The sequence below is a fragment of the Actibacterium sp. MT2.3-13A genome, from assembly GCF_018139985.1.
In the GTDB taxonomy this organism is placed as follows: Bacteria; Pseudomonadota; Alphaproteobacteria; order Rhodobacterales; family Rhodobacteraceae; genus JAGSOU01.
Map to the genome: position 1 here is coordinate 21,334 of NZ_JAGSOU010000018.1, position 23,716 is coordinate 45,049.

17 protein-coding genes are annotated in these 23,716 nt (G+C 68.7%); 14 read left to right on the forward strand and 3 right to left on the reverse strand.

Annotated elements, in window-relative coordinates; all coding sequences use genetic code 11:
* Positions 1-36 precede the first annotated feature (36 nt).
* The 7 genes from KCI33_RS14720 to KCI33_RS14750 all read left to right on the forward strand — a co-directional run bounded on the left by KCI33_RS14720 (position 37) and on the right by KCI33_RS14750 (position 5,151).
* On the forward strand, positions 37-933 hold the full coding sequence (locus KCI33_RS14720) for a sugar ABC transporter permease (RefSeq protein ID WP_212525562.1): 897 nt from the start codon (positions 37-39) through the stop codon (positions 931-933).
* A 1-nt stretch (position 934) separates the two neighbouring features.
* The gene (locus KCI33_RS14725) at positions 935-1,765 is read left to right on the forward strand and encodes a carbohydrate ABC transporter permease (protein ID WP_212525563.1); all 831 of its coding nucleotides are present in this window, start codon (positions 935-937) and stop codon (positions 1,763-1,765) included.
* A gap of 33 nt (positions 1,766-1,798) precedes the next feature.
* Positions 1,799-2,869, forward strand: coding sequence for a sn-glycerol-3-phosphate ABC transporter ATP-binding protein UgpC (gene ugpC / locus KCI33_RS14730; protein WP_212525564.1), 1,071 nt, complete (start codon positions 1,799-1,801; stop codon positions 2,867-2,869).
* A gap of 112 nt (positions 2,870-2,981) precedes the next feature.
* The gene (locus tag KCI33_RS14735) at positions 2,982-3,215 is read left to right on the forward strand and encodes a hypothetical protein (RefSeq protein ID WP_212525565.1); all 234 of its coding nucleotides are present in this window, start codon (positions 2,982-2,984) and stop codon (positions 3,213-3,215) included.
* Positions 3,215-3,646: a response regulator gene (locus tag KCI33_RS14740; protein WP_212525566.1), complete on the forward strand. Its 432-nt coding sequence runs from the start codon at positions 3,215-3,217 to the stop codon at positions 3,644-3,646. Before KCI33_RS14735 ends, KCI33_RS14740 begins: the two co-directional genes overlap by 1 nt.
* A gap of 156 nt (positions 3,647-3,802) precedes the next feature.
* Complete coding sequence (locus tag KCI33_RS14745) at positions 3,803-4,777, forward strand: response regulator (protein WP_212525567.1); 975 nt, start codon at positions 3,803-3,805, stop codon at positions 4,775-4,777.
* A complete protein-coding gene (locus KCI33_RS14750; protein WP_212525568.1) occupies positions 4,774-5,151 on the forward strand; it encodes an Hpt domain-containing protein in 378 nt (125 codons plus the stop codon). The genes KCI33_RS14745 and KCI33_RS14750 overlap by 4 nt, the downstream gene beginning before the upstream one ends.
* On the opposite strand, the gene KCI33_RS14755 is transcribed toward KCI33_RS14750, so the two are convergent.
* Positions 5,148-9,536: a PAS domain S-box protein gene (locus tag KCI33_RS14755; RefSeq protein WP_212525569.1), complete on the reverse strand. Its 4,389-nt coding sequence runs from the start codon at positions 9,534-9,536 to the stop codon at positions 5,148-5,150. The genes KCI33_RS14750 and KCI33_RS14755 overlap by 4 nt on opposite strands.
* A gap of 150 nt (positions 9,537-9,686) precedes the next feature.
* A complete protein-coding gene (locus KCI33_RS14760; protein WP_212525570.1) occupies positions 9,687-10,838 on the reverse strand; it encodes a CaiB/BaiF CoA-transferase family protein in 1,152 nt (383 codons plus the stop codon).
* Positions 10,839-11,298: 460 nt separating this feature from the next.
* Between KCI33_RS14760 and KCI33_RS14765 the strand changes: the two genes are divergently transcribed.
* From KCI33_RS14765 to KCI33_RS14795, 7 genes are all read left to right on the forward strand, one after another.
* Entirely contained in the window at positions 11,299-14,721 is a 3,423-nt protein-coding gene (locus tag KCI33_RS14765) for a peptidoglycan-binding domain-containing protein (RefSeq protein WP_212525571.1), read from the forward strand.
* Positions 14,722-14,824: 103 nt separating this feature from the next.
* Positions 14,825-15,850, forward strand: coding sequence for a hypothetical protein (locus tag KCI33_RS14770; RefSeq protein WP_212525572.1), 1,026 nt, complete (start codon positions 14,825-14,827; stop codon positions 15,848-15,850).
* 145 nt (positions 15,851-15,995) lie between these two features.
* Positions 15,996-18,857 carry an AMP-binding protein gene (locus tag KCI33_RS14775; RefSeq protein WP_212525573.1) on the forward strand — a complete coding sequence of 954 codons (2,862 nt, stop codon included), beginning with the start codon at positions 15,996-15,998 and terminating at the stop codon, positions 18,855-18,857.
* Positions 18,857-20,116 (forward strand): MFS transporter, encoded by a 1,260-nt coding sequence (locus KCI33_RS14780; protein WP_212525574.1) that lies wholly within the window; start codon positions 18,857-18,859, stop codon positions 20,114-20,116. The genes KCI33_RS14775 and KCI33_RS14780 overlap by 1 nt, the downstream gene beginning before the upstream one ends.
* Positions 20,117-20,302: 186 nt before the next feature.
* Positions 20,303-20,542 (forward strand): hypothetical protein, encoded by a 240-nt coding sequence (locus KCI33_RS14785; protein ID WP_212525575.1) that lies wholly within the window; start codon positions 20,303-20,305, stop codon positions 20,540-20,542.
* Positions 20,543-20,635: 93 nt separating this feature from the next.
* Complete coding sequence (locus tag KCI33_RS14790) at positions 20,636-21,874, forward strand: methionine adenosyltransferase (protein WP_212525576.1); 1,239 nt, start codon at positions 20,636-20,638, stop codon at positions 21,872-21,874.
* Positions 21,874-22,836 (forward strand): CheR family methyltransferase, encoded by a 963-nt coding sequence (locus KCI33_RS14795; RefSeq protein WP_212525578.1) that lies wholly within the window; start codon positions 21,874-21,876, stop codon positions 22,834-22,836. The genes KCI33_RS14790 and KCI33_RS14795 overlap by 1 nt, the downstream gene beginning before the upstream one ends.
* On the opposite strand, the gene KCI33_RS14800 is transcribed toward KCI33_RS14795, so the two are convergent.
* Positions 22,724-23,710, reverse strand: a complete 987-nt coding sequence (locus KCI33_RS14800; RefSeq protein ID WP_212525579.1) for a hypothetical protein — start codon at positions 23,708-23,710, stop codon at positions 22,724-22,726. The genes KCI33_RS14795 and KCI33_RS14800 overlap by 113 nt on opposite strands.
* Positions 23,711-23,716: the final 6 nt, after the last annotated feature.

Sequence of the window (23,716 nt, forward strand, 5' to 3'; positions counted from 1 at the left end):
CGGGCTTGTCCCGGCATCGACCTTTCGGGTGACTGAATGAAATCCCTCAACGGATTCAAACCGCTTGCGATGATCGTGCCGGGCCTGCTGCTGGCGATGTTCATCATCGGCTATCCGGTCCTGGACCTGGCCAATACCTCGCTGCAGGAGGTCAGCCGGTTCGGGCAGCTGCGCGGCTTCACCGGGCTCGACAATTTCGCCGAGGTCTTTGCCGATCCGCTGTTCTGGGATTCGCTCGAACGCACGGTGATCTGGACGGTCACGGTGGTTCTGGGCACATTGGCGATCTCGCTGCCGATCGCGATCATCCTCAACGACGATTTCTACGGCCGCGGGCTGGCGCGGGTGATCATCATGCTGCCCTGGGCGATCTCGCTGACCATGACCGCCGTGGTCTGGCGGTGGGCGCTGAACGGGCGCGCAGGGCTGCTGAACGCCACGCTGATGGACATGGGCCTCATGGCCGAACCGATCGAGTGGCTGGCCGAGGCGCAACTGGCCTTCACCGTCGAGATCCTGATCGGCATCCTGGTGTCGATCCCCTTCACCACCACGATTTTCCTCGGCGGCCTGTCCTCGCTGCCGCAGGATTCCTACGAGGCGTCGATGGTGGATGGCGCTACCCGCTGGGACCAGTTCCGCCACATAACGCTGCCCTTGATGAAGCCCTTCATCAACATCGCCATCGTGCTGAACGTGATCTACGTCTTCAACTCGCTGCCGATCATCTGGGTGATGACCGAGGGCGGCCCGGCCAACGGCACCGACATCCTGGTGACCTATCTCTACAAGCTGGCCTTCCGCTTCGGGCAGCTGGGCAAGGCCTCGGCGATCTCGCTGATCATGTTCGGGGTGCTGCTGCTGTTCACCATCATCTACGTCGCGCTGGTGACGCGGGGCGAAAAGGATTCCGCCGCGAAGGGGGACGCGTAGCATGCAGCCGAAACTCAAGAAATCGCTGATCTACTGGGCCATGCTGTCGCCGCTGGTGGTGGTGATCCTGTTCCCCTTCGCGGTGATGTTCGTGACCGCCGTGCGCCCGCGCGACGAGCTGTTCGTCTATCCCCCGCGCTGGGGTTTCAGCGAGTTCCGCTGGGGCAATTTCGCCGAGATGTGGGTCAAGACCAACTTCGGCGAGGCGCTGTTCAACAGCCTCTATGTCAGCGTGCTGTCCACGGCGCTGGCGCTGGTGCTCAGCATCCCGGCGGCCTATGCGCTGTCGCGCTACCGCTTTCCGGGGAAGGGGGCCTATCGCACCTTCCTTCTGATGACGCAGATGATGTCGCCCATCGTGCTGGTGCTGGGGCTGTTCCGGCTGATGGTGGCGCTGGGGATGGTCAACAACCTGAACTCTCTGGTGCTGACCTACGCGGCCTTCAACATGGCCTTCACCATCTGGATGCTGCAAAGCTATTTCAGCACCATCCCGCGTGACCTGGAAGAGGCCGCCTGGATCGACGGCGCCAGCCATTTCACCAGCCTGGTGCGGATTTTCCTGCCGCTGGCGGTGCCGGCGATGGCGGTCACCGCGATCTTCAGCTTCATCAACGGCTGGAACGAGTTCGTGCTGGCGCTGACCATGATCCGCTCCTCCGACGATTTCACCCTGCCGGTGCAGATCTATTCGCAGGTGGCCGGGCGCTACCAGGTGGAGTGGCACCATGTGATGGCGGGCACGGTGCTGGCCACGGTGCCGGTGGCGATCGTGTTCTCGTGGCTCCAAAAATACCTCATCCGCGGCATGGCGCTCGGCGCCGTGAAATAGGCCCGGACGGAACAACACAGGAAGAAGAAGACTATGGCGTCTGTCAAAATCCGGAATGTCGAGAAATCCTTCGGCGCGCTGAAGGTGATCCACGGGGTCAATATCGACGTCGAGGACCACGAATTCGTTGTTCTCGTCGGGCCGTCGGGCTGCGGCAAGTCCACGCTCTTGCGCATGATCGCGGGGCTGGAGACGATCTCGGGCGGCGAGATCGTGATCGGCGACAAGGTGGTGAACAACGTGCCGCCGCGCGACCGCGACATCGCGATGGTGTTCCAGAACTACGCGCTCTATCCGCATATGTCGATTTTCGACAACATGGGCTTCAGCCTGAAGCTGCGCAAACGTCCGAAGCCCGAGATCGAGGCGAAGGTGATGGAGGCCGCCGATATCCTCAACCTGCAACCCTATCTCGACCGCTCGCCGGCGCAGCTCTCGGGCGGCCAGCGGCAGCGGGTGGCGATGGGCCGGGCGCTGGTGCGCGACGCGCAGGTGTTCCTGTTCGACGAGCCGCTGTCGAACCTCGACGCCAAGCTGCGCGTGGTGATGCGGACCGAGATCAAGGCGCTGCACCAGCGGCTCAAGACCACCTCGGTCTACGTCACCCACGACCAGATCGAGGCCATGACCATGGCCGACCGGATCGTCGTGATGAATGCCGGCCGGGTGGAGCAGATCGGCGCCCCGCTGGAGCTTTACGACAGCCCCGCGAACCTGTTCGTCGCCGGTTTCCTCGGCTCGCCCTCGATGAATTTCATCAAGGGCCGGTTCCGCCGCGAGGGCGACCAGGCGCATCTGCTGTGCGATGACGGCACCGCGCTGCCGGTGCCCGCCGCCTCGACGGCGTGGAACGACAAGACCGTGGTGCTCGGCGTCCGGCCGGAGCATCTGAACCTGGCGGCCGACGGGCAGGGGATCGCGGCCACGGTCGATGTGGTGGAGCCGACCGGCGCCAATATCGAGGTCTTCGTCGAACTCGCCGGAGAGCGCGTCTGCGCCGTCTTCAGCGAGCGTCACCCGTTCCGCCCGGGCGAGAAGATCGCGCTGGGATGGGATATCGACAAGGTGCATCTCTTCGACGCTGCAACGGGAAGACGTATCTAGGGGGGCGGGATATCACGACCTCCGCAAGAGCCGCGACCCGCGCCCCGGGACAAACCGTCACCCCGGCCCGGTCCGCGGAACGGCAAGTCGCCGCCCCGCGCGGGGCGGGCGGATGGTTTTCCCTTTCAAGGACATATTTCGATCCCTGTTTTCACCACTTTCGCATGCGAAATTGCCGGGGCTGAAGGGATTGAAACGGCGCGTCGGCCTGCTGGAAATGTATTATTTGCGTAATCCATGCCGAATCGCCGTCGCGCAGGGAAAGCGGCCGGTTGACGGCATAGCCCGCGAAGAATCGACGGGCGCGAAAAATGAAAAAATTGTGCAGTTTGGGAGTTGTTCGTGATGAGTGCGGAAATGTTGGGGCCGTCCGAGGGGGCTCTTTCGAGGAAGCGCGTGCTGCTTGCCGAGGACGACGAGGTCAACCAGGAGATCGTGCGGGCGCTGCTGGAGACGGTCGCCGGGGTGGAACTGACGGTGGTTCCGGACGGCCGGGCGGCGCTGGAGGCGGCCATGACCCGGAAATTCGATCTGCTGATCGTCGACCGGAAGATGCCGCTGATCTCGGGGGAGAAGCTGATTCGCCATCTGCGCGCCTCCGCCAACCCCAACGCCGCGACATTCACGATCCTGTTTTCGGCGTCCACGGCATCGGAACTCAAAGAACTGATCGGGTCATGTCCGGCTGACGAAGTGATGACAAAACCGATCCGGCCAAAGCCTTTCGTCGCGCGTCTGCGGACCATTCTGGGCATCCCGGAAGAAGAACCCGCCTGAGCCCCCGCGGGAGGGGGCAATGCATTGTTTCTTAATTTTCCGTAAAGTTTTCTAAAATTGCCTGAAAAAAGACGTATTCCGCCGCGATCTTCACGATGAAGAGGACCGCGGCGGGCACGATACCGACAGGCGGGCAACGGAAAACGGAGCGGCAAAATGAGGTTTCTCGCAGTCGACGATGACCCGGCCATCCTTGAGATCATCAGCGATTTCATGGAACGGGACGGGCGGCACGGAGTGCAAACCGTCAGTTCGGCGCCGGAGGCCCTGCGCATGGCGCAGGCAAATCCCCTGGCCTTCGACGCCTTCCTTCTGGACATCCAGATGCCGGAAATGAACGGCGTGGAACTCTGTTCCGCCCTGCGCGCCCTGCCGCCGCACCGCCAGACGCCGATCATCATGGTCACCCGGCTGTCGGAGCGCAATTACATCGACGACGCCTTCGCGGCCGGTGCGACCGACTATATCAACAAGCCGCTCGATCCGCTGGAGTGGAAATCCCGCATCAACATGGTCGAGCGGCTGCACAACGAGCGTCAGCGCTCGAACGCGCTGGCGATGCAGGTCCAGACCGGCCAGGGCGATTTCGCGCATGCGGTGGATTTCGAGACGCCGATCTCGTTCCAGATGCAGGGCGGCGTGATCGAATACCTGGCGCTGGAGAACTATCTCCTGACCCTCGACGGGCGGGGGCTGTTCTCCCACGCCGCCATGGGCATTCACGTCGAAAACGCCCTGCATATCCATAACCGCGCTGAGCCGACGGTGTTCATCGAGACCCTGGGCGACGTGGCGGCGGCGATCTTCGAGGGGCTGCGGACCAAGAACTGCCTGTTCTCCTATGCCGGCAACGGCGATTTCGTGGCGGTCATGCCGCGCCAGACGGCGATCGACGTGGAGAGCCTGGAATTCGAGATCAATAACGCGCTGGCGGAGTTCGAGGTGGTCTATGCCGCCGATGGCCTGCCCACGCCGCGCGTGCGCGTCGGCCAGCAGGTGCGCGGCAGCCTCTTCGGCTCGCGCAAGGCGACCGCGATCCTGAATCAGGCGATCACCAAGGCGCGGTTCCCGTCGGAACAGGAAAAGTCCGAGGAAACGCTGGCCTTGCAGATCAGGAAGATGCTGGCATGACACATTCCCTCCGCAGCGACGCGCCGCCACCGAACGGGGTCGGCGGGCCGCTTCCGGCGGCGCTTGAGCGCGCGCGCGTCGTCTTCGAGGCGAAACTTGAAGAACAGATCATCCGCATCGAGCAGTGCCAGCGCGACGTGGCCGCGGATCGCGCGCCGGGCAAGGCGATGAGGGAAATAGGGGCGCTCGCGCACAAGATCTCCGGCGTGGCCGAGACCGTGGGCCACCCGAACATCGGGGCTCTGGCCGGGACCGTCGACATCCTGATCGCACAGGGCCAGCACAACGGCCTGTCCGAAAAGGCGATCCTGAAACGGATCAACCCGACACTGGAGCGGATGCTCGACGCGCTCGAAGCCGCTCTCGACGTCTAGCCCCGGCGGATCAGCGAGCCGATGGCCTTGGTCAGGTCCTCCATGCGGAAGGGCTTGGGCACATGAGTGTCGAACCCGTTCATGATGTATTCGCTGACCTGATGCGCCATGGCGTTCGCCGTGAAGGCGATGGCCGGCGTCTCAGGGCAGCCCGCGGCGGCCTCGCGCTCTCGGATGCCCTGCAGCGCCGTGACCCCGTCCATCACCGGCATCGAGATGTCCAGCAGCAACAAATCGAAGCGGCCGGGCTCCCAGGCCTCCACCGCCTGCTTGCCGTCGCATAACACCGTCAGTTCCACGCCGCGCCGGCGCAGCATGTCTTCCAGCAGGGCGCGGTTGGTCGCGTTGTCGTCGGCGGCCAGGATACGCACGCCCTCGATGGCTTGCGGCTCGGCGCTCGGGGCGGGGGGCTCGACGGCGGCGCCGATCTCCAGCGGCAGGGAGACGCGCATCACGGTGCCTTCGCCGGGGCGGCTTTCGACCTGGATCTGTCCGCCCATCATGTCCACCAGCCGCCGGACGATCGCCATGCCCAGCCCGGTGCCGCCGAAACGGCGGGTGGTGCTGTTGTCGGCCTGGGCGAAATCCTCGAACAGGCGGTCGAGTTGCGTCTCGGTCATGCCGATGCCGGTGTCGCGGACCTCGATCGTCAGCGGCTCCGCGTCGCGGCCGGTCACGGCGATCGTGACCTCGCCTTTCTCGGTGAACTTGATCGCGTTGCTGACCAGGTTTTGCAGGATCTGCCGCACCCGGTGCGGATCGCCCAGCCGCGGCTGCTCGACGCCTGATCCGATCAGCACGTCGAAGGTCAGGCCCTTTTCCTGCGCGGTGAGCGACAGCAGGTCCTCGACCTGTTCCACCAGCTCCGTCGGGCGGAAGCAGACCGTCTCCAGCTCCAGCTTTCCGGCCTCGATCTTGGACATGTCGAGCAGGTCGTTGAGGATGTTGAGCAGCGTCTCGCCGGATTCGCGGATCGTGCCGATCATGCGCTGGTGTTCGGGATCGGTGAGATAGGATTCCAGCAGTTCCGCCATCCCCAGAACGCCGTTCAGCGGCGTGCGGATCTCGTGGCTCATGTTGGCGAGGAACAGCGACTTGGCCGCGTTCGCCTCTTCGGCGCGGGCCTTGGCGATATAGAGCTGCGTGACATCCGTTCCCACCCCGCGATAACCGGCGAACTTGCCGTCCTCGCCCCAGAAGGGCGCGCCGCTGATTCGGACCCAGATCGGGTCATGCAGTTCATCGCAGCCATAGGAGAGGAAGATGAAGTCCGAGAACGGCTCGCGCGCGGCGAGTTTTTTCTCCAGCCAATCCCAGTCGGCGCTGCGCTCCACGGCCGGCTTTCCGGCCTTCAGCTCCTCGCGGGTCCAGCCCAGCACATTCGCCGTCGGCAGGCCGGTATGGGCGGTGTAGCTTTCGGAAACATAGGTGAACCGGCCTTCGCTGTCCTGTTCCCAGAACCAGTCGTTGCTGATTTCCGCGATATCGAAGAAGCGGCGTTCCGCCGCGTCCCGCTCCATCAGCGCGAGTTCGAGGTCGGCCTTGGATTTCTTCAGGGCCGCCTCGCGGTGCATCTGCTCGCTGATGTCGAGGTGAATGCCGGACAGGATTCTGGGCTCGCCGGAATCCGCGCGCTCGGTGACGCGGCCGCGCGACAGGACCCAGACCCAGTGGCCGTCCTTGTGGCGCAGGCGCTGACGGTGTTCGAAAAGATCGGTTTTCCCTTCGAAGACGCGCAGCAGCTTCTGTTCGGCGGCGGCGCGGTCGTCGGGGTGCATCAGCTCGCGCACGAGGTCGTATCGCGGCTGTCCCAGCTCCTTACCACTGTAGCCCAGCATCAGCGCCCAGCGTTCGTTGATCGCGTTTTGCCCGGTTTCGACGTCCCATTCCCAGGTGCCGGCCTGGGCGCCCTCGATAATGCCGGCCAGCCGCATCTCGGCCTTTTTCAGCTGGGTGACATCGGCGCGCACGCCCACGCGCCCGCCGTCCGGGGTGGCCTTTTCAATCACCCGCACCCAGCGGCCGTCCGCGAGGTGCTGTTCCTGTTCGTTTTCCTCCAGTCGGTGATCGGCCATGCGCCTGGCCAGCCATTCCTCCTCGCTGCCGACCGCGTCGCGATATTGGCCCCGGGCCAGGCCCTCGCGAAGGATATCCTCGAATTTGGCGCCAAGGCGGATGCCCTCGCCGGTCCTGTTGAAGAATTCGCGGTATTTCCGGTTGAAGAGAACCAGCCGGTCCTCGGCGTCGTAATAGGCGAAGGCGTCCGGCAACGTGTTCACCGCGTCGTAGAGCAGCCGGCGCGAGCGTTCGGCCTGCTCGACGGCCGCCAGGCGGATCGCTTCGTCCTGTTTCTGGCGGGTTATGTCGATATGGACGCCGGCCATGACCTCGGGGGTGCCGTCCTGGCCACGGCGGAAGACCCGCCCGCGGGCATGGATCCAGACCCAATGACCGTCCTTGTGGCGCATCCGGAAGACCGACTCGTACAGGTCCGTTTCGCCGTCTTTCGTGGCCTCGATGGTGGGCTGGATGCGCTCCAGATCCTCAGGGTGGACGAGGCTAAGCCAGGTGTCGATGGTGATCCGTCCGAGTTCGCCTTGGGAATAGCCGATCATGTCCAGCCAGCGGTCGTTGACGCGGTTCTCGCCGCTGGCCAGCGACCATTCCCAGGTGCCGACATCGGCGCCCGCGATGATGTTGTCCAGGCAACGCTTGCCCTCCTTCAGGGCGGTGATGTCGGAATGGATCGCGACCAGTCCGCCGGAATTCGTGCGCCGTTCGATCACCCGCAGGATGCGCCCGTCGGGCAGGCTTTGCAGCAGGTCGGCGCCGCCGCGGCGGCGCCCCTCGAGGCGTTCGCGCAGCCATTCCTCTTCGCGTCCCCGGGCATCGGGCAGTTGCCCGTGGGCCAGCGCGTAACGCTCGATGCTCTCGAAGCTGGTGCCGGGAACCAGCACCGGCGCCGTTTCGGCATAGAAGTCGCGGTAGCGCTGGTTGCAGGCGATCAGGACGTCATTCGCATCGAACAGGGCAAAGGCGTCCTCCATCGTCTCGGCGGCTTCCACGAGGCGTTCGCGGGCGGCCTCGGCCTCGGCCACGCGCAGCCTCAGGTTCGCCTCCTGCCGCTTCAGTTCCGTGATGTCGGTCATCACGCCGGTGAAGCCCGTCACCTCGCCCGCGCCGTCGCGTTCGGGCTGGATGCGCAGCGCGACCCAGTAATAGGTTCCGTCCTTGCTGCGGTTCCGGAGTTCCGCCTCGACGGGTTCGCCGGCGTTCAGCGCGGCGCGGATGCGGGCCTTGGTGGCGGGATCGGTCTGCGTGTCCTGCAGCAGTTCGGCCGGGGTCTTGCCGCGCGCCTCGTCCAGCGTGTAACCGCTGCGTTTCTCGAAGGCCTCGTTGCACCAGGTGATGCGGCGCTGCCGGTCGGTCAGCAGCACCAGATTGGCCGTGGACAGCGCCATGTCGCCGAGACGGTGCAGGATGCGCTCGTTCCTGTATTCATCGGTCATTTCCTGGACGACGAACACGAAGAGTGGCTCCCGCGTGGCCGCGCCCGGCGCGCGATACGCGGCGGAGACCCTGAAGCACTTCTGTTCGCCCCGCACCGTCAGCGGAATGACCTTCCGCGCGGCGCTGCCGTTTCGGCGCGCCTCCTCCATCACCTGCCGTGCCAGCGCGGCGACATCTTCCGGCAGGACCTCTTCCAGCGGGCGGCCCAGGAAATACGCCGGCGCGGCGCCGATCAGCCTGTCGCAGCCCTCGTAGGCATGAACGAAACGGCCGTCCTCGGAAATCTCGAACACGAAATCGGGGACCGCGTCCAGCGTGCCGCCGGGACGATCGCCGTCCTGCCGGGACGGGTCCGAGGCGCCGCCGGCCTGGCGGCGCGCGTCCTGCCGGCGCAGGACCTTCTCCAGCCCGCACAGGAGCGGCGCCAGTTCCGCCTTTCGGGCCTCGGGGAACGGGGAATGGCAGCCCGGGTTTTCGAACAGGACAAAGCCGCGCGGCGCGTCGGGCGCGCCGAGGGGCGCCGCCAGGAGATCCCCGCCGTCGTCCTGCACGGTTTCGCCGGCCGTCAGCGCCTCGATCCAGCGCCGGCGGTTCGCCTCGGTCATCTGCTGCCAGCGGTCCGGCCCGCCAGCGCTGCCGTCGCGCGCCCAGAGGTTGGTCCTTTCCGCCGCCGCGTCGGCGCCGAACCGATAGAGACAGACCCGTTCGGCACCGGACAGGAGCGCAAGGCTCAGCAGCGCGATACCCACCGCGTCGCCGGGCGGGGTCGCCGTCCCGCGAGAGCCTTTGAAGGCGTCCTGCCCGGGCTGCGGGGTGTCGTGGCTTTCGCGGTCTTTCGCCGTGCTTGCCTGCGCGGGCGCGGGGCTGTTCACCACAATCTGCTCTCCTGTCTTTTCGTTGTCCTAGGATTGCATATTTCAGCGTGTATACAAACGGTCTGCACCGGCGTCTGCCGGTTTGGCGCCGGAGCAGGGCGTTCCGGCCACAGAAACCGCGCGGCCGGGCCGCCGGGCCGCGCGCGGCGTTCACTCCCAGCGGCGCCTGCGGACCCGTTCGCCATGCTGGTCGAGCCCGGGGGCCGAACGCTCCAGCGCCAGCTCGCTCGACGAGAAGGCGAGGGGGGTGCGCACCCCCGGCACGCCGTCGGGCTCGATCCGCAGGCCGCGCGCGACGATCTGCGGGTCGGCAAAGACCTCGCCCATGGCGTTGATCGGGGCCGAGGGGACGACGGCCTTCTCCAGCTGCGCGAGCAACTCGGCCCGGGTCCAGGACGCCAGGCTGGCGGACAGTTCCGCGATCAGCAGGTCGCGGTGCTCGACCCGGCCCCGGTTGGTCTGGTAGCGGGGATCGGCGCCGAGATCCTCGCGCCCGATCACGCCGCACAGGCGCCGGAATTGCCCGTCGTTGCCGGCGGCGATGATGACCTGTCCGTCGGCCAGGTCGAAGACCTGGTAGGGGGCGATATTGGGGTGCTGGTTGCCCATCCGCGTCGGCGAGACGCCGGTCGCCAGGAAGTTCATCGCCTGGTTCGCCATCAGCGCGGTCGCGCTGTCGAAAAGCGACACGTCGATATGCTGCCCCCTGCCGGTGCGCGCGCGCTCGGCCAGGGCCGCCTGGATGCCGACGACACCGTAAAGGCCCGCCACGATATCGGTCACCGCGACGCCGACCTTCATCGGCTGGCGCTCGGCCTCGCCGGTGACCGACATCAGGCCGGCCATGCCCTGCACGAGGTAGTCGTAGCCGGCGCGTTCCGCATAGGGCCCGGTCTGGCCGAAGCCGGTGACCGAGCAGTAGACGAGGCCGGGATTGCGCGCCGAAAGCGTTTCGAAGTCGAGGCCGAATTTCCTCAGCCCGCCGACCTTGAAATTCTCGATCAGAACGTCGGCGCCCGCGGCGAGGTCCTGAACGAAGGCCAGGTCCTCGGCGTCCGTGAAATCCGCTGCCACCGACTGCTTGCCGCGGTTGGCGCAGTAGAAATAGGCCGCAGTGGGCGCGTCATCGGGCAGGTCGTCGCGGGTGATGAAGGGCGGCCCCCAGCTGCGGGTGTCGTCGCCGCCCGGGCTTTCCACCTTGATCACGGTGGCGCCGAGATCGGCGAGGGTCTGGCCGATCCAGGGACCGGCGAGAATGCGCGCGAGTTCGAGGACCTTCAGCCCTTCCAGTGGTTTGCTCATGTGAATGCCTGTCGCCCTTTCCGCGCCTGCCCCGATGCCGCGCGGATGCGCGTCAGGGGGCCTTTGATGTCTGTCCGCCGTCTGCGGTTGCCGGCCTGCCTCCGGGCCCGCGTTCCCGCCTTGATTCCGGCCCCGCCGTGCATGTTGCGGCCAGGCCACGCGAAGTCCAGCCTCTTGCCGCCCGCGCCGCGGCCACGATCGTCTTCATGCCGAAGGGGCGGGCCCCCTCCACAGCACTCGCGAACAGCCGGTCGGGGTGGGAGGCGATTCACCGATTCGGGATGACCGGTTGATAGAATCAGCAGAATGTCCGACCGTGGTGGGGTTGGTTTATGCCTTGATCGAAAGGATTGCCGCCGTGGATGCCTTTCAACCCGCGCGGACGCTCCGGTTCCGTTTCGCCTGTCTGCTTTCCCGACGCCTGCGGGCGGCGTCGCCTGCGGCGGCACTGGCGCTGCTCATGACCGGCCCGGCCGGGGCGCAGCAGGGCGACCTGCCCGACGGGGCGGCAGTGGTGACCAGCTTCTCCGGCACCATGGTCGACGCGGCCACGGGCGCGCCCGTCCTCGATCCCGGCGGCAAGGTCGCGCGGGTTCTCGATCTGGCAAGCCCCGGTTACCGGGCCGACGGCAGCCGCTGGGACGGCGTGCCGGAGCGTTTGGGCGTTCTGGCCCGCGACGCCGGGCAGGTCTTCGGCATCGCCGTCGATGGCGCGGACCCCGCCAATATCTACCTCGGCGCCAGCGCCGCCTTCGGGCTGTTCCGCCGGCCGGACAACAGCGGCTGGATGCAGGGTATGTGGGGCAGGGGCGGCGGGCCCGGGACCGTCTACCGGCTGCGCGCCGACAACGGCTACCGGCCCGAGGTTTTCGCAAATCTGACGCTGGACGGGCGTCCCAACGGCGGCGCGGGCCTGGGCAACATCGCCTATGACGGGGCGAACGGCCAGCTCTTCGTGTCGGATCTCGAGAACGGCATGATCTACCGCATCGACGCGGGCAGCGGTGCGGTTCTCGACACCTACGACCACGGCGTGGAGGGGCGGAGCTATTACCTCGACAGCGCGACGGCGCAATATCGCTTCAGCGATGTCGTGCCCTTCGATCCGGCCAGCGCGCCGCGGATCGACGATTGCGGCGCGGGTCCGGCCGCGCAGGCGGCGGCGCGGTTCGGGGCCGATCCGGCCTGCTGGAACATCGCCGACTTCCGCCGCCGGGTCTACGGGCTGGGCGTGCAGGAGGATGCCGAGACCGGGGCCGTGCGCCTTTACTACGCGGTCTGGGGCGCGCAGGGCTTCGACAATCCGGACTGGGACGAGATGAGCGAGGACGCGGGCAACACGATCTGGTCGGTCGGGCTGGACGAGGCCGGCGGCTTTGCCCTGGACAGCGTGCGCCGCGAGATCGAGATGCCGCCGTTCTTCCTGACGCAACAGGAGATGGCGGCGCAGGGCGCTAGCCACCCCGTGACCGACATCGCCTTTTCGGAGGGCGGCGTGATGGTCGTGGCCGAGCGGGGCGGCCTCGGCGGGGTCGCGCTGCCCGGCGACGACGTGGCGGTGACGCCGCGCGGGGCGCGGGTGCTGCTGTTCGCCCGCGGCGAGGACGGAACCTGGGAGGCGCAGGGGCGCTTCGACGTGGGCTATGACGAACGCGCCGACCTCGATCCGCCGCATCTGCGCGCGGCCGCCGCCGGCGGCGTCGCGCTGGGATATGGCTATACCGGCGCCGGCCGGCGCGACGCCGGCGCGCCGCAGGCACAGGTCTGGATGACGGGCGATGCGCTGTGCTCGGCCCTGTCGCCCTGCCCGGGACGGGGCGGGGCGGGCACCGACCCGCGCCCGGCCACCGGCGTTCAGGGCACGCCGCTGACGGCGGTGGCGGCGCTGTCGCCGCCCGAGGCCTTCTATCCCTATCCGGCGCCGGGCCCGGCGACCCCGCCCGACGGGGTGCGGGCGTCCTATATCATCGGGCTCGGCGACGGGGCGGGGCCGCTTTCGGCCGGTCATGTCGGCGATATCGAGATCCATCGCGGCCGGCCGGCGCCGGCCGTGCCCCTGGCGCTGCCGGATCTCGCCGTCGCCAAGAGCCTGCTTTCCGACTGCGCCCCGAATGAGCTCTGCCGGTTCCGGATCACCCTGCGCAATGCCGGGCCGCTCCCCTACGAGGGGCCTGTCGCGCTGTCCGACGACATCGGCGGCGGGATGCTGTTCCGGCCCGGAAACCTCGGCCCGTGGCGCTGCGCGGAGGCAGGCTCCCACGTCACATGCTACGACCCGGACGCGGCGCTGGCGCCGGGCGAGCAGGTGGCGCTGGACCTCGACTTCCTGGCGCCGCGCGGCATCGCCACGACACGGGTCCGCAACTGTGCCGCGATCGACTGGCTGGGCCGCGGCGGGCGCGATCCGCTGCGCGTCGTCCAGATGGAGCTGGCGGCGCGCGGCTTCGATCCGGGGCCGGCCGATGGCGTCATGGGGCCGAACACCGCCGCGGCCCTGCGCGCGGCAGAGAGCGTCTTCGGCCTGCCGCAGACCGGAGAGGTCTCGGACGATCTGCTGGTCGCGCTGTTCGGGCCGGGCGGGGCGCGCGGCGGCGACCGGGTCGCGACCAACAACCGGGCCTGCGTCTACGCGGATATCGATATCCCGCCGCCGCCGGCGCATTGGGTGCAGCTGTCGGCGTTCCACCGCCGCTTCGTCTCGGCGATGCACGACCCGCGCACCAGCGGCCCGGTCGATCTGCACGATCCGACGGTCTCGTCCTTCCATCTGCGCTATCGCTCGTCGATGCATGACGGGGTGACCACCCGGCCGATCCCCTATCACCGCACGGGGCGCTCGATCTTCCACCGGACTTGGGAATCCTCGCTGCACGATCCGTTGTCGTCGCTGGCCTGGCCGAGCCACCGCACGGCGCTTTCGATCTTCCACCGGACGCTGGGGTCGGGGCTGCACAACGTGCTGACCAGCCTGCGCCTGCCCTACCACAACCCGCGGCTGACGGATTTCCACCGGACCTACCGCTCCTCGCGGCACAATTCGCGGACCACATGGGAATGGCCGAGCCATCGCACCGGCCTCTCCGTCTTCCACCGCACGCGCCGCTCTGCCCAGCATAATCCGGCGACGAGCCGGGAATGGCCGATCCACAGGAGCGCCGTGTCGGTGTTCCACCGGACGCATCGCTCGGCGCAGCATGACCCGGCGACGACGCGGCAGTGGCAGGTGCACCGGCCGGTGCTGTCCACCTTCCACCGGACGCATCGCTCGGCGCAGCATGACCCGGCGACGACGCGGCAGTGGCAGGTGCACCAGCCGGCGCTGTCCGCCTTCCACCGGACGCATCGCTCGGCGCAGCATGACCCGGCGACGACGCGGCAGTGGCAGGTGCACCGGCCGGCGCTGTCCGCCTTCCACCGGACGCATCTCTCGGCGCAGCACGACCCGGCGACGACGCGGCAGCGTCAGGTGCACCAGCCGGCGCTGTCCGCCTTCCATCGGACGCACCAGTCGGCGCAGCATGACCCGGCGACGACGCGGCAGCGACAGGTGCACCGGCCGGCGCTGTCCACCTTCCACCGGACGCATCTCTCGGCGCAGCACGACCCGGCGACGACGCGGCAGCGTCAGGTGCACCAGCCGGCGCTGTCCACCTTCCATCGGACGCACCAGTCGGCGCAGCATGACCCGGCGACGACGCGCCAGCGTCAGGTGCACGCTCAGGCGCTCTCTTCCTTCCATCGCAGGCACCAGTCGGCGCAGCACAACCCCGACAACTCCCGGCAGCGCTATGTCCACCGGCCGGAGCTTTCGACCTTCCACGAAACCTATCGGTCCTTGCAGCACAACACGATGACCACGCGGCTGCGCGATGACAGTGACTGACAGAGCGTGCCGCGCGCCCACAGGTCAGGCCCGGCGATCCAGGACGCCGACGCCGGCCCTGTTCCGGTCTCACCCCGATCCCGAGAATGGAGATTGCCCCGCCATGTATCCATCACGAAAATCCAAGGCTCTGGCCGTCGCCGCCCTGCTGCTGCTCTCGCCGGGGGGGGCGGCCGCGGCGGGGTGCACGAACGGCGTGCTGTGCAACCAGGATTACGTCGAGTCGGTCAGCGCCGCGCCCGGCTTCGCCATCGACGACGTGATGGCGGTCTTCGGCCATGTCTTCGCGTCGCTGCCCGACCGGGTCCGCGTCTACCCGACCGAGAACTATTTCTATTTCACCTTCGGCCATGACGGGCTGACCTATGCCGGCAACATGCGCCTAGACGTCAAGGATCGCGACGAGGGGATCCTGCATTTCGCCTATTTCAACCAGATGGAGGATTGGAACGCCGATCTTCTGACCCGCTACCGGCCGCTGTCAGCCGACGACGGGGTGGAGGTCGAGAAGGTGGAGGAACTGCTCTACAAGGTGAGCTATGCGGGCAAGAGCGCGCTGTTCGCCCTCAACGACCTGCGCGGGGTCCGGCCGCCCGAGGCGCTGATCGGGGAGGGGGAGGAATACCTTGGCCCCGTCTTCGACGAATCCGGCCTGCAATTCTACCTGATGTTCCACCGCGCCGACGCGCGCTTCATGTTCGTGCTGAACGAGACCGCGCCCAAGGCGGAGGAACTGCTGTCCTACAGCGACGGCGATCCGTCGATCCTGATCGGCATGCGGACGGGATTTTCCTTCTACCAGGATCGCTATCTCGACCGGAAGATCCTGATCGGCGTCTACGCCGGAAATGTCGAGAATAACAATTATTTCGACGGCCCGTTCGACCAGCTGCCGGATAATTTCCTGCAGGGCGACGCGCTGCGCGACGCCATTCTGGCCAAGCATCCCGATCTGGAGGGCGAGATCGACCGCTTCGGCAATTTCCGCGAGCATGAGGGGCGGTTCCTGGTGAACCCCTATATCAACTACAGCTATCTCAGCGAGCTTGAGGAATACCGCCGCTGCGGCGATGCAGGGCTGACGCGGTTCGCCTATTACCAGTGCCTGCAGCCACCTGAGGTCCAATAGGAGGGCCGGAACAGGGGGCGGCCGGGCGGCCGGCGCCCGACGCGCCTCTCGACGCAAAGGCCGGTTGGGGCTAAGCTGACATGTCCGTGCGACCGGCCGCCGGGAACGCCGAGACGGCAGTTTCGCCGGGCGCGGGTGATCAGACATGCACAACCGACGGTCACAGGGCGACAGGGATGGGGCGGCGGGCGGCGGGCCCGGCGCCGATCTCGCCGCGGAGCTGATGCGCGAGGTGCGCAAGCTTGGCCGCGACCTGCACCCCGACAACGACGAGATCGACCGTCTCGGGCTCGACGCCGATCTCGATGCGCGCTTCGGCTTCGACAGCCTCGGCCGGGCCGAGTTGATGGCCCGCCTCGAACGGCAGTTCGACGTCCGCCTGCCTGACGCGCTGCGGGCCGGCGCGCGCACGCCGCGCGACATCCTCGCGGCGCTGGGCCGGGCCGAGGCGCGCGTGCCGCGCCGCCCCGCCGCCGGCGCGGCGCCGCCGGCCGTGGCCGCGGACCGGATCCGGCCCGTCCCCGAGGGCATCGACAGCCTGACCGCGGTCCTGGACTGGCACGCCGAGCATCACCCGGACCGGCCGCATATCATCCCCTCCGACGGCGATGCGGAAGACGCGCCAATCACCTATGCCGCGCTGGCCGAGGGCGCGCGCGCGCTGGCGGGCGGGTTGCGCGCCCGGGGGCTGGAGCCCGGCGAAAGCGTGGCGATCATGCTGCCCACGGGTCCGGATTTCTTCCATGCCTTCATGGGGGCGCTGATGGCCGGCGGAATTCCGGTGCCGATCTATCCGCCCGCGCGGCCCGATCAGATCGAACAATCGCTGAGAAGCAGCGCCAGGATTCTGGGCAATTGCCGCGCGGCGCTGCTGCTCACGGTGCCGGAAGGGCGCGCCTTCGCCGGGCTGCTGCGCGCGGCGGTGCCGACGTTGCGGGCCGTCGCCACGGTCGAGGAACTGAGCGCGGGTGGCGCCGAAAGGCTGCCGCGCGGGACTGCGGGCGGCGACATCTGCCTGCTGCAATACACCTCCGGCAGCACCGGCGATCCCAAGGGGGTCATTCTGTCCCACGACAACCTGCTGGCCAATATCCGCGCGATGGGGCGGGCGATCGGCGCCACGCCGAACGACGTATACGTCAGCTGGCTGCCGCTCTATCACGACATGGGGCTGATCGGGGCGTGGCTGTCCTGCCTCTATTTCGCCGCGCCGACCGTCATCATGAGCCCGCTGCAGTTCCTCGCCCGTCCTGAGCGCTGGCTGTGGACCATCCACCGCAACCGCGGCACGGTCTCGGCCGCCCCGAACTTCGCCTACGCGATCTGCGCCGGCAAGATCGAGGAGGAGGCGCTGGAGGGGCTCGACCTCGGCTCGTGGCGTTTCGCCGCCAATGCCGCCGAGCCGGTCTCGCCCGCGACGCTGCGCGCCTTCACCGACCGTTTCGCGCCGCACGGCTTCCGCCCCGAGGCGATGCGCCCCTGCTATGGACTGGCCGAATCCGTCACCGGGCTGTCCTTCGCCGCGCCCGGCCATCCGCCCTGGATCGACCGCATCGACCGCGAGGCGCTGGCCGCCAGCGGCCGCGCCGTGCCGGTCGGCGCCGGCGCCGCGGAGGCGACCGAGATCGTCGCCTGTGGCCGGCCGCTGCTGGGCCACGAGGTGCGGATCGTCGATGCCGCAGGACATGAGCTGCCCGAACGCCGGCAGGGGCGGCTCCAGTTCCGCGGCCCGTCGGCCACGCGCGGCTATTTCGGCAACCCCGAAAAGACCGCCGCCCTGTTCGACGGCGACTGGCTGGAAAGCGGCGATCTGGCCTATGTCGCGAAGGGCGAGATATTCATCACCGGCCGCACCAAGGACGTGATCATCCGCGCCGGGCGGCTGATCCATCCCGCGCCGGCCGAAGAGGCCATCGGACGCATCGACGGCATCATCGCGGGGGCGGTGATCCTGTTCGGCGTGCCCGACCCGGCCGCAGGCACCGAGCGTCTGGTGGTGCTGGCCGAGAGCCGCAGCATCGACCCCCGCGTCCGGGCGCGGCTGGCGGGCGCGGCGCGGGCCTGCTCGGCCCGCGTGCTGGGCGAGGCGGTGGACGAGGTCGTCATCGTGCCGCGCCATGCGATCCCCAAGACCTCCAGCGGCAAGCTGCGGCGGTTCCAGGCGCGCGAGAACTACCTTGCCGGGCGCCCGGCCGGCACGCGCCGGCCGCGCTGGTGGCAGATCGCGCGCTTCGCGCTGGCGGGCGCGCGGGGCTGGCTGGCCCGCTTCGCCGCCGCCGCGCGGGCGCGGGCCTATGCCAATTACTGGTGGGCCGTCACCGCGACCCTGGGCGGCCTGCTCTGGCCGCTGGTCCAGGTCCTGCCGGGGCTGAGCCTGCGCTGGGCGGTGATGCGCGGGGCGGTGCGCCTGGCGCTGTTCCTGCAGGGCTACCGGCTGGAGATCACCGCCGAGGCGCCGCCGCCCGACCGCGACGTCGTCTATGTCGCCAACCATACCAGCTATCTCGACAGCGCGGCGCTGATCGCGGCGCTGCCGGGCAACCTGGCCTTCGTGGCCTTCATCGGTTTCCGGGAGATGCGTTTCCGCGGGCCGATCCTGCGCGCGCTCGGCACGCTTTTCGTCGAGCAGTTCGAGACCGAGACGGCGCTTGAGCACATGCGCGGCGTGATCGCGGCGGCCCGTGCCGGACGGCCTGTGGTGTTCTACCCCGAGGCCACGATCATGCGGATGCCCGGGCTGATGGAATTCCGAATGGGCGCCTTCGTGACCGCCGCCGAGGCCGGCGTGCCCGTTGTTCCGGTGACGATCCGCGGCTGCCGCTCGGCGCTGCGCCACGATCACCGCTGGTTCCCGCACCGCGTCCCGCTCAGCGTGCATATCGGCCGACCGATCGCGCCCCGGGGCGCGGATTTCGAGGCGGCGCTGGCGCTGAAGAACGCCGCCCGCGCGCGCATCCTCGAGCGCTGCGGCGAGCCCGACATCGCGCGCGAGGAGCCGCGTTTCTGATGGCGCGGGTGTTCGACCGGGGCGTCCTCGCCTGGTGCCTCTACGACTGGGCGAATTCCGCCTTCGGCACGCTGATCACCACCTTCGTCTTCGCGCCCTATTTCATCACCGCCGTCGCCCCCACGCCGACCGAAGGCACGGTGCTGTGGGGTCATGCCTCCAGCATCGCGGCCGCGCTCATGGCGGCGGCGAGCCCGGTGCTGGGCGCGGCCGCCGACAAGATCGGGCGGCGCAAGCCCTGGCTCGGCGGCTTCACCGCGCTATGCGTGCTGTTCACCGCTGCGCTGTGGCTGGTGCGGCCGACGGTGGGCGATGTGCCGCTCGCGCTGGCGCTGTTCGTCTGCGCCGCGGTCTGCGCAGAGCTGGCCTTCGTCTTCTACAACGCGATGCTGCCGGGCCTCGTGCCGCGCGCCTTTCTCGGGCGGGTCTCGGGCCGGGGGCTGGCGCTGGGGTTCGCGGGCGCCATCGCGTCGCTGGGCGTGGCGCTGCTGGGCTTCGTGCGCGAGGGCGCGCCGCTGGCGTTTCTCGACCGCGGCGCGGCCGGGCATGTCCGGGCCACCGCCGTCATGGTGGCGGCGTGGTATGCGGTCTTCGCGCTGCCGCTGCTGCTGCTCACCCCGGACGGGACGGCCAGCGGGATGCCGCTGCGCCGGGCGCTGCGCGAAGGCGTGGCCAGCCTTGCGGCGACGCTGCGCGGGATCGGGCGATATGCCGACATCGCGCGGTTCCTGGCCGCCTATCTGTTCTATTCCAACGGTATCGTGACGCTCTTCGCCTTTGGGGGCATCTTCGCGGCCGGAGTCTTCGGCATGACGATGGAGCAGGTCATCCTGTTCGCCATCGGCCTCAACCTCGCGGCAGGGATCGGCGCGGCGGGCTTTGGCTGGCTGGACGATCGCATCGGGTCGAAAGCCACGATCACGCTCGCGTTGCTGGGGCTGCTGGCGGTGGGCGGCGCGCTGGCCGCGACCCGTTCGCCCGCCGTGGTCTGGACCATCGGGCCGGGCCTGGGCGTGTTCGTCGGCGGCGGGCAGGCGGCCAGCCGGGCGATGATGGCGCGGCTGTCGCCGAAGGGGATGGAGGCCGAGATGTTCGGGCTCTACGCGCTGTCCGGCCGGGCCACCGCCTTTGCCGGACCGCTGGCCGTCGCCGTGGCGACCGACGCCTTCGACAGCGCCCGCGCGGGCATGGCGGCCATTCTGGGCTTCTTCCTGGTCGGGCTGCTGCTGATCGGCCGGGTGCGCGCGCCAGGTCGCTAGCGCTGGCCCGGCCGTCCCGACCGGCCGGCACCGCGCGGCCACCGGGCGCGGGGCTATGCAGTCCGGCCGCAATCGGCGTATAATCCCCGGGCAAGGCGATTGTTCGATCGGGATCGCCCCGCCGGAATTCCGAGGCGGCGGCGCGGCCGAGATATCTGGATCCGACATATTTCATGGGTGAAGACATTGCGTAGCGACACTTTCAGGAAATGGCTGGCGGAACGCGGCTGCGTTTTCGAACAGACAGAGCGCGGCGGCAAGAAGGGGCATGGCTTCGCCGATGTGATCGTCCGCCTCGGCGGGCGACGGACCGAGTTGCATGTCATGGGGACGACGCAGGACCTCGACCCCAGAGAGGTGAAACGGGTGGTCGAGGAGCTTGGGCTTGACTGGAACGACCTCCCCGGGCCGCAAAGCCGCGCCTGACCGGCTCGGGCGTGGCGCGCAACCCGGCGGGCGGATGCCGCGCCGCGGGTCGTGCCCGGCAGGCGACGCGCGAGAAACGGGCGGCGAGACGGAATGGATCTGACAATCGGCCCCCTGGATGCGCCCGACGCCGGCGCCATCGACGTCGAGATTGCGGAGCGCAAGGGCCTCGGACATCCCGACAGCATCTGCGACGCGCTGGCCGAGGAGTTCAGCCTCGCGCTCTGCCGGTTCTACGAGGACAGATTCGGCCATGTCCTGCACCACAATGTCGACAAGGCGCTGCTGTGGGGCGGGGCCGCGCGCCCGTGTTTCGGCGGCGGCGAAGTGGCGCGTCCCTTCGAGGTCTTCGTCGCCGGCCGCGCCACCAGCACCTTCGGCGGGGTCACGGTGCCGGTCGCGGAACTGTTTGTCGAAAGCGCGCGCGACTGGCTGCGCCGGAACATGCATGGCCTCGATGCCGACAGGCACGCGCGTTTCCACGCGCTGGTCAGGCCGGGGTCGGCCGACCTGGCCGCGCTGTTCCTGCGCCAGCATGAGAGCGGCGCGATGCTGGCGAACGACAGCTCGGTCGGGGTGGGTTACGCGCCGCTGAGCGCGCTGGAGCGCGTCGTTCTGGAGGTCGAGGGGCATCTGAACGCGCCGGCGGCGAAATCCGCCCACCCCGAGATCGGCGAGGACATCAAGGTCATGGGCGTGCGGCGCGGCGACAGGATCGACCTGACGCTGAGCTGCGCCTTCATCGGGGCCCATGTGGCCGACATCCGGGACTACGCCGCGAAAAGGCGGCGCGTGGCCGATATCGCGGGCGAGGTCGCGCGGCGCGCCTTCGACGGCGCGGTTTCGGTGCGTGTCAACGCCGCCGACGATCTTGCCGCCGAAAGCGTCTTTCTTACCGTCACCGGAACCTCCGCCGAGGCCGGGGATGACGGCGAGGCCGGGCGTGGGAACCGGATGAACGGACTGATCACGCCGGGCCGGCCGATGACCATCGAATCCGCGGCCGGCAAGAACCCGATCACCCATGTCGGCAAGCTCTATAATCTCGTGGCCGGTCTGACGGCCGCCGCGCTGGTCGAGGAGATCGCCGAGGTCGAGGCCGCGCAGTGCAGCCTCGTCAGCCAGATCGGCCGGCGGCTGAACGACCCGCAGGTGGCGCATGTCCGGCTGCGCGTGCGCGGCGGGGGGCTGCCGCCAGAGGTGCGCCGCCGGGCGGGGGACATCCTGGCCGATCACCTGTCGCGGATCGGCCAACTCTGGCCGGAGATCCTGTCGGGCAGGATCCGGTTCAACCGCTGGCCGCTGCGCGACCCGGGGCCGGGGGAGGGCTGATGGCGCGCGCGGGCATCGGGCAGGAGGAGTTCACCGATTTCCTGAAATGGTGCCTGCCGCGGCTGGGCCTGCGCTGGACGGGGTTTCGCAAGGTCCGCGGAACCGTCCGCAAGCGGCTTGTCCGGCGGCTGGAGGCGCTCGGTCTGGCCGATGTCGCGGCCTATCGCGCGCGGCTGGAACGCGATCCGTCGGAATGGTCGGAGCTTGACCGCATCTGCCGCATCCCGATCTCACGCTTCTACCGCGACCGGGGGGTCCACGATGCGCTTGCCGCCCTGGTGTTGCCGGCCTGCGCCGCGGCCGCGCGCCGGCGGGGCGACGGGGTGGTGTGGGTGCTGTCTGCCGGCTGCGCCTCGGGCGAGGAGCCCTACACCATCAACCTGATCTGGCGGCTCGGTCTGCAGGCCCGCCATCCCGGGGTGAGGTTGCGGATTGTCGCGCTCGACATCGACGAGGGGATGCTGCGGCGCGCCGATCTGGCCTGCTACGCGGCCAGTTCGCTGCGGGACATGCCGGGCGCTCTGCGGGAGCGCGGATTTTCCCGAACCGATGGCCAATACTGCCTGCGCGATGGCTATCGCCGGGGCGTCCGGTTCGAAAGGGGGGACCTGCGCGAGGGGGTTCCGGCGGGCCCCTTCGACCTCATCCTGTGCCGCAACGCGGCCTTCACCTATTTCGATCCGGCCGTGCAGCAAGCGGCGTTCTCGGGCCTCGACGCCGCGTTGCGCGACGGCGGTTTCCTTGTCCTCGGCGCACATGAAAGCCTGCCGGCCGGGGCGTGCGGCTACGCCCGGCTGCGCCCGGGCCTGCCCGTGTTCCGCAAGACGCCCGTGGGCCGCCCGGCGCGTGTCACCGCGGCGCCAGGATGGCGCGCAGGTGATCGCGGTAGAGCGCCTCGACCCCCTGGCGGTTCAGGTGGTCGGTGTCGAAATAGAGGCTCGGGTCCTCGACCGCCGCGCTGAGATCGTGGAACGGGATTCCGCGCGCGGACAGCCGCTCGGCGAGCATCCGGTCGAAGGCCGCCTCCCTTGGCAGCTGCGACCGGAACGCCTCGGTCAGGGGCAGCTTGACGACGACGACCTTCACGCCCGCGCGCTCAGCGCGGTCGAACAGATCCGTCAGGATTTCGAGGTAACGTTCGACCGTCGCCGGGGCGGGCGCGCCCTCGGGGTAGAGATAGGCGATCCGGGCCGAGACGGCGTGGCGCGAGGGCCGGAAACTGCGGTCGAAATCCGCCGCCCCGCGCCAGCCCTCCTGCGGAAAGCGCTCCACCGGGTTGAGTTTGGAAAAGCCGGTGAGGTAGTCGAGAAGGCTCAGCGGGCTGGCGTGCCCCTCCAGAACCAGCGCGCCGAGGCTGCCCGCGGTGGACAGGCGCAGCGGCGTCTGGCGCAGAAGCTTTCGGTCGCCGACCCGCGCCTCGTTCCACGCCTCGCCGCCGAAACCGAAGGAATCGACGGCGTAGAGCAGGTTCTGCACCTCCAGATCGATGAGCGCCTGTTCGAACACGAACCGGTTGTAGAGCGGGCCGGCGCCGATCTCGGCCAGCACCGTCATCGACTGGCCGGTGTCGGCCTGCAACCGCCCGGGCACGTCTCCGAAGCTGAGCGGCAGCGCGTGCGAGGCGCCGAGCACCACCCAGTCCGCCTGCTCCCCGCGCGCGGCCAGCAGCCGTTGAAACGCGGTCTCGGCGCCGTCGCGGGCCACCGTGCGCTCCGCCACCGCGAAGGCTGCGGCGTAAAGCGCGAGAAAGAGTCCCAGGAAGCCGGCGAAGGCCGCGAAGGTCCTGGCCTGCGGTCTCGGTCTCGGTGTCGGGGCGGCGCGGGGGGCCGGTTGCATGGTGGG

Excerpts from the sequence above, each read along its gene's own strand:
- KCI33_RS14795 (WP_212525578.1), top strand. The coding sequence starts at position 21,874 with ATGGCGCGCGCGGGCATCGGGCAGGAGGAGTTCACCGATTTCCTGAAA.
- KCI33_RS14750 (WP_212525568.1), top strand. The coding sequence starts at position 4,774 with ATGACACATTCCCTCCGCAGCGACGCGCCGCCACCGAACGGGGTCGGC.
- KCI33_RS14760 (WP_212525570.1), bottom strand. The coding sequence starts at position 10,838 with ATGAGCAAACCACTGGAAGGGCTGAAGGTCCTCGAACTCGCGCGCATT.
- KCI33_RS14790 (WP_212525576.1), top strand. The coding sequence starts at position 20,636 with ATGGATCTGACAATCGGCCCCCTGGATGCGCCCGACGCCGGCGCCATC.
- KCI33_RS14770 (WP_212525572.1), top strand. The coding sequence starts at position 14,825 with ATGTATCCATCACGAAAATCCAAGGCTCTGGCCGTCGCCGCCCTGCTG.
- KCI33_RS14745 (WP_212525567.1), top strand. The coding sequence starts at position 3,803 with ATGAGGTTTCTCGCAGTCGACGATGACCCGGCCATCCTTGAGATCATC.
- KCI33_RS14720 (WP_212525562.1), top strand. The coding sequence starts at position 37 with ATGAAATCCCTCAACGGATTCAAACCGCTTGCGATGATCGTGCCGGGC.
- KCI33_RS14740 (WP_212525566.1), top strand. The coding sequence starts at position 3,215 with ATGAGTGCGGAAATGTTGGGGCCGTCCGAGGGGGCTCTTTCGAGGAAG.
- KCI33_RS14735 (WP_212525565.1), top strand. The coding sequence starts at position 2,982 with ATGGTTTTCCCTTTCAAGGACATATTTCGATCCCTGTTTTCACCACTT.
- KCI33_RS14800 (WP_212525579.1), bottom strand. The coding sequence starts at position 23,710 with ATGCAACCGGCCCCCCGCGCCGCCCCGACACCGAGACCGAGACCGCAG.
- ugpC (WP_212525564.1), top strand. The coding sequence starts at position 1,799 with ATGGCGTCTGTCAAAATCCGGAATGTCGAGAAATCCTTCGGCGCGCTG.
- KCI33_RS14780 (WP_212525574.1), top strand. The coding sequence starts at position 18,857 with ATGGCGCGGGTGTTCGACCGGGGCGTCCTCGCCTGGTGCCTCTACGAC.
- KCI33_RS14725 (WP_212525563.1), top strand. The coding sequence starts at position 935 with ATGCAGCCGAAACTCAAGAAATCGCTGATCTACTGGGCCATGCTGTCG.
- KCI33_RS14775 (WP_212525573.1), top strand. The coding sequence starts at position 15,996 with ATGCACAACCGACGGTCACAGGGCGACAGGGATGGGGCGGCGGGCGGC.
- KCI33_RS14765 (WP_212525571.1), top strand. The coding sequence starts at position 11,299 with ATGACCGGCCCGGCCGGGGCGCAGCAGGGCGACCTGCCCGACGGGGCG.